Annotated in this window: 5 protein-coding genes; 1 reads left to right on the top strand and 4 read right to left on the bottom strand. The window is 68.7% G+C overall.

Annotation, left to right across the window (positions count from 1 at the left end; translation table 11 throughout):
• Positions 1-138: 138 nt before the first annotated feature.
• The 3 genes from priB to nadB form a co-directional block, all read right to left on the bottom strand.
• Positions 139-408, bottom strand: a complete 270-nt coding sequence (priB, locus tag AB7U92_RS21370) for a primosomal replication protein N (protein ID WP_428581793.1) — start codon at positions 406-408, stop codon at positions 139-141.
• An 8-nt stretch (positions 409-416) separates the two neighbouring features.
• The gene (gene rpsF, locus AB7U92_RS21365) at positions 417-779 is read right to left on the bottom strand and encodes a 30S ribosomal protein S6 (protein WP_428581790.1); all 363 of its coding nucleotides are present in this window, start codon (positions 777-779) and stop codon (positions 417-419) included.
• Positions 780-868: 89 nt separating this feature from the next.
• A complete protein-coding gene (gene nadB, locus AB7U92_RS21360; protein WP_428581787.1) occupies positions 869-2,506 on the bottom strand; it encodes an L-aspartate oxidase in 1,638 nt (545 codons plus the stop codon).
• A 177-nt stretch (positions 2,507-2,683) separates the two neighbouring features.
• On the opposite strand from nadB, the gene AB7U92_RS21355 reads away from it, so the two are divergent.
• Positions 2,684-3,961, top strand: coding sequence for a hypothetical protein (locus AB7U92_RS21355; RefSeq protein WP_428581784.1), 1,278 nt, complete (start codon positions 2,684-2,686; stop codon positions 3,959-3,961).
• Positions 3,962-3,983: 22 nt separating this feature from the next.
• Here the strand turns inward: AB7U92_RS21355 and AB7U92_RS21350 are convergent.
• On the bottom strand, positions 3,984-5,221 hold a 1,238-nt coding region (locus AB7U92_RS21350; protein ID WP_428581781.1), incomplete at its 5' end, for an AAA family ATPase.

Here is a 5,221-nt window from a genome sequence, read left to right as displayed (position 1 = left end):
TCCGATCTCAGAAGCGCTTGCGGCGGAACAGCAGCGATTGCTGGTTGCGCTTGGGTTTGCGGTCCTTGGAGAACCGGCCTTTACCACGGGGCGGGGGCATGGTGTACCTCTTTCTGATCTATCCGGATTGAACGTGTGTCAGTCGAGTTCGGTCACGTGAAAGACGACGCCGCGGCCGTTGCGCTGGGAGGCGAGAAAGCCGGCAAAGCCGTGCTCGCTGCCGAGTTCGAGAGCGCTCACCTGTCGCGTGATCTCCCCGATCGCCCGGGCCCGGATTTCCACCGAGACCTTCCTGGGCTGCCCGTCCTGCGTGACCTGGGATTCGTGCCGGAGGCTGAAATCCAGGGCCGGCAGGCCGGCGGGGGTGTAGCGAAGTGCGGCGCGTTCGACCAGCGTGGCCGTCAGCATCAGCCGGTTCAGGCAGCCGACTCCTGCGAAGCCTTGCGGGACTCTTCCTTCTCGACCATCTTCATCATCACCGACGGGGTGGTCTCGGCCTGCGCCTTCACCACGGTCAGGTGACGCAGCACGGCGTCGTTGAAGCGGAAGCCGGTCTCGAGCTCAGCCAGGGTCTCCTTGCTGCACTCGATGTTCAGGCACAGGTAGTGCGCCTTGGCGAGCTTCTGGATCATGTAGGCCAGCTGGCGGCGGCCCCAGTCCTCGACACGGTGGACCTTGCCGCCGGCAGCGGTGACCAAGCCCTTGTAGCGCTCCAGCATGGCCGGAACCTGTTCGCTTTGATCCGGATGGATCAGCAGAACGATCTCATAGTGACGCATTGAAACTCCTCTTGGGTTCCGTGAATGGAAGCCACCCCGAAGCGTCGATCCCGGGTGTGGCAAGGGAAAGCCCGCGAGTATACCCCGATTCAGCCGCTCAGGCCGTAAACCTTGGGCTTGGCGCCGCTGCGCGCCCGGCGCACCAGCACGGTCGGGAAGCTGACCGGCAGCGTGTTCGGGAAATCGCGGCTGTAGTGCAGGCCGCGGCTCTCGTGACGCATCAGCGCCGAGCGCACGATCAGCTCCGCGCAGTCGACCAGGTTGCGCAGCTCGAGCAGGTCGCGGTTGACGCGGAAGTTGGCGTAGTAGTCGTCGATCTCGCTCTTGAGCAACTTGATGCGGTGCAGGGCGCGCTCCAGGCGCCTGGTGGTGCGCACGATGCCGACGTAGTTCCACATCAGCAGGCGCAGTTCGTCCCAGTTGTGGGCGATGACCACCTGCTCGTCGGCATTCTCGACCTGGCTCTCGTCCCAGGCGGGCAGCACCGGCCGATCCGGCGCGGGCTTCTCCAGGATGTCCTCGGCGCAGCTGCGCCCCAGCACCACGCACTCCAGCAGCGAGTTGCTGGCCAGCCGGTTGGCACCGTGCAGGCCGGTGTAGGTGGTCTCGCCCACGGCGTACAGGCCGGGCACGTCGGTGCGGCCGTGCAGGTCGGTGACCACGCCGCCGCAGGTGTAGTGCGCCGCCGGCACCACGGGAATGGGCTGCCGCGCGATGTCGATGCCCAGCGACAGGCAGCGCGCATGGATGGTGGGGAAGTGAGCCTTCAGGAAGGCTTCGCCGAGGTGGGTGGCGTCGAGCAGCACGTTGTCCAGGCCGTGCTTCTTCATCTCGAAGTCGATCGCGCGGGCGACGATGTCGCGCGGCGCCAGCTCGGCGCGCTCGTCGTGGGCCGGCATGAACCGCGTGCCGTCCGGCAGCTTGAGCTGGCCGCCCTCCCCGCGCAGCGCCTCGGTGATGAGGAAGCTGCGCTCCTGCGGGTGGTACAGGCAGGTCGGGTGGAACTGGATGAACTCCATGTTCCCGACCCGGCAGCCCGCGCGCCAGGCCATCGCGATGCCGTCACCGGTGGAAGTGTCGGGGTTGGTGGTGTAGCGGTAGACCTTGCCCGCCCCGCCGGTGGCCAGCACCACCGCACGCGCCGGCAGGGTCTCCACACGCTGGCGGTCGATGTCCAGCGCGTAAAGGCCATAGCAGCGCGGCTGCTCCTCGCGCTTCAGGTGCCGGCTGGTGATCAGGTCCAGCGCCATCCAGCGCTCGCGCAGGGTGATGTTCGGATGCCGGCGAACCTCTTCGAGCAGCACGTCGTGGATGGCCTTCCCGGTGGCGTCCGCCGCATGGGCGATGCGCCGCACCGCATGGCCGCCCTCGCGGGTGAGGTGCAGGCCGAGCGGCCCTTCCGGGTCCGGCGAGAACGGCACACCGCGCTCGACCAGCCACTCGACCGCCTCGGCGCTGTTCTGGGCGATGAAGCGCGCCGTGTGTTCCTCGACGAGTCCGGCGCCCGCCTCCTGCGTGTCGCGCACGTGCGACTCGATGCTGTCGTCGCTGCCCAGCACACCGACGATGCCGCCTTGCGCCCAGGCCGTCGCGCCTTCGTTCATCTGGCGCTTGGCCAGCACGATCACCGGCTGCGTCTTCGCCAGGTGAAGGGCCACCGTCAGGCCCGCGAGCCCCGCCCCCACGATGACGACGGGATCGGCTGCGCTGCGGTCGGAAAGGCTCATGGCGTCGTTCGTGAAGGATCGTGCATTCTATCGACGGCCCTCGCCGGCCTAGGGATGGGTGGGCGCGACGCCGACGTGAAAACATCCACGAGCCCTGCCGGTCGACCCACGCAAAAGGCTGCATGGCACATACAGACGCTTACACTCACCCCACCTCGTCGAACAGGGACGCGACCCATGAGCACCAGCCCACCGCCCGCCGGCGGCGCGCCCGATACCCCGGAAGCCTGGCAGGCCACGCGTGCCCAGACCGCGCTGGCCACGCAGGTGATGCGCGACGGCGACGACGACCTCGACCCGCAGCGCCGCGAGATCGGCCGCCAGGTCGGGCCGAATGAGCGTGAGCTGTTCGTCTCCTGCGCGCCGGCCGAGGCGCTGCAGCAGCAGTTCGATCACGTCGACCCCGACTACATCGCGGTGCACGACATCGGCACCACCTCGTCACGCCGGCTGCTGGCCGGCATCGCGGCGGCGAGCAAGCGCGCCGTGCAGAAGCTGCACATCCGCCGCCAGGGCTACGGCACGGCGCTGGCGACGCTCGAATACGTCGAGCTGCCCACCTCCGACGGCTCGCGGCTGCTGATGTTCTCCACCGAGGCCGATGCCGATACCGTCTCGCGCCACGACCTCGCGCGCACGCTGATGGGCCACAGCCGCCTGGCGGTGATCATGGTGGGCGAACTGCCCGGGCATGCGCTGGAGGCGGCCTTCAAGCCGCTTCACGACGACATCGTGGGCGGCTCGTGGAGCAATCGCCACCTGCTGGTGCTGCCCCTGACCGGCACCAGCGCGGTGGCCCATGTCGCCGCCGAGTTGGGCCGCGGCACGGTGGTCGACGTGCGCACCACGCCGCAGGTGACGCGCCCGGCCGACGCCTGGGGCTTCATCAATGGCACCTGGGCGCGCATTCGCGACACACTGCCGCGCCGGGGTGACGCACCGGCGCCGGAGCGCACCGCGCGCTTTCCCCGCATCTCGGAGCCGGCGAGCGCCCCGGCCGCCCCCAGCGCCCCGCTGGCGATGCGCCCGATGCCGGCCGTTCCCACGTCCCGCCAGCGGGCTGCGGAGCCGGCCGCGGCCGCCACCCTCCTCGATCGTTATGTGCACCAGCTCGGCGAACTCACCGGCATGGTGAGCTGCTGCGTCTTCGAGCTCTCCAGCGGCCGGCCGCTGGCGCACGCCGGTGCCAGCCCGGGGGCGGATGACCTCGCCAGCCACGGCACCGAACTGCTGGCTTCCATCGCCGGCACCTGCCGCGCGATGGGGCTGGGGCACGCGATTCCCGATGCCGCCATCACGCTGGGCGCGCACCACCTGCTGTTGCGCGCGGTGCCCAAGCACCCGGGGCTGGCCCTGCATGCCGTGCTCGACAAGACGCACGCCAACCTGACGCTGGCGCGCCTGCAGGTGCAGCGCATGGACGCGATCTTCGACGAAGGCTCGCCGCCCGCCTGAGCGTTCGGCGACTTCTGCCGCCTTAGTGCACGACGCGGCCGAAGCGGAACTCGCCACCCTCCACGTCGACCGGGATCACGTCCTTCGGGCCGAAGCGGCCTTCCAGGATCAGCTTGGCCACCGGGTTCTCGATGTGCTGCTGGATCGCCCGCTTGAGCGGCCGCGCACCGAACACCGGGTCGAAGCCCGCCTTGGCGATCTCGGCCAGCGCCTGCGCCGACACCTCGAGCTTCATGTCCATCTTCTCCAGCCGCGACTCCAGCACCTTGAGCTGGATCTTCGCGATGGCCTCGATGTTCTGCGCGTCGAGCGCATGGAACACGACGGTCTCGTCGATGCGGTTGAGGAACTCAGGCCGGAAGTGCTGCTTGACTTCCACCCACACGGCATCGCGGATCTGCTCGCTGGGCTGCCCCGCCATCTGCATGATGTGGTGCGAGCCGAGGTTGCTGGTCATCACGATGACGGTGTTCTTGAAGTCCACGGTACGGCCCTGGCCGTCGGTCAGCCGGCCGTCGTCGAGCACCTGGAGCAGCACGTTGAACACGTCCGGGTGCGCCTTCTCGACCTCGTCGAGCAGCAGCACGCTGTACGGCTTGCGGCGCACCGCCTCGGTCAGGTAGCCGCCTTCGTCGTAGCCGACGTAGCCCGGCGGCGCGCCGATCAGGCGGGCCACCGAGTGCTTCTCCATGAACTCGCTCATGTCCAGGCGGATCAGGTGCTCCTCGCTGTCGAACAGGAACGCTGCCAGCGCCTTGCACAGCTCGGTCTTGCCCACGCCGGTGGGGCCGAGGAAGAGGAACGAGCCGGTCGGCCGGTTCGGGTCCGACAGGCCCGAGCGGGCGCGGCGGATCGCGTTGGACACGGCGACGATGGCCTCCTCCTGGCCGACCACGCGCTCGTGCAGCTTCGTCTCCATCTGCAGCAGCTTGTCGCGCTCGCCCTGCATCAGCTTGTACACCGGGATGCCGGTCGCCCGCGCCACCACCTCGGCGATCTCCTCGGCGCCGACCATGGTGCGCAGCAGCTGCGGCTTGCCGCCGCCCTTCTTGCCGGCCTCCTTGGCCTGTGCGTCCTTGAGCTTCTTCTCCAGCTCGGGCAGCTTGCCGTACTGCAACTCGGCCACCTTGTCGAAGTTGCCCTTGCGCTTCCACTCCTCGATCTGGAAGCGCATCTTGTCGATCTCTTCCTTGATGTGCGCGGAGCCCTGCGCCGTGGCCTTCTCGGCCTTCCAGATCTCCTCGAGGTCGGCGTACTCGC

Origin of the sequence: Piscinibacter sp. (assembly GCF_050175855.1) — a bacterium.
Taxonomy (GTDB): domain Bacteria; phylum Pseudomonadota; class Gammaproteobacteria; order Burkholderiales; family Burkholderiaceae_C; genus Piscinibacter.
Note: the sequence above shows the minus strand (reverse complement) of the source record. Positions and strands in the feature narration are given on the sequence as shown.

What these genes read in the sequence shown, in the direction of transcription:
- priB (WP_428581793.1), bottom strand. Translation starts at nt 408, where the DNA reads ATGCTGACGGCCACGCTGGTCGAACGCGCCGCACTTCGCTACACCCCC.
- AB7U92_RS21355 (WP_428581784.1), top strand. Translation starts at nt 2,684, where the DNA reads ATGAGCACCAGCCCACCGCCCGCCGGCGGCGCGCCCGATACCCCGGAA.
- nadB (WP_428581787.1), bottom strand. Translation starts at nt 2,506, where the DNA reads ATGAGCCTTTCCGACCGCAGCGCAGCCGATCCCGTCGTCATCGTGGGG.
- rpsF (WP_428581790.1), bottom strand. Translation starts at nt 779, where the DNA reads ATGCGTCACTATGAGATCGTTCTGCTGATCCATCCGGATCAAAGCGAA.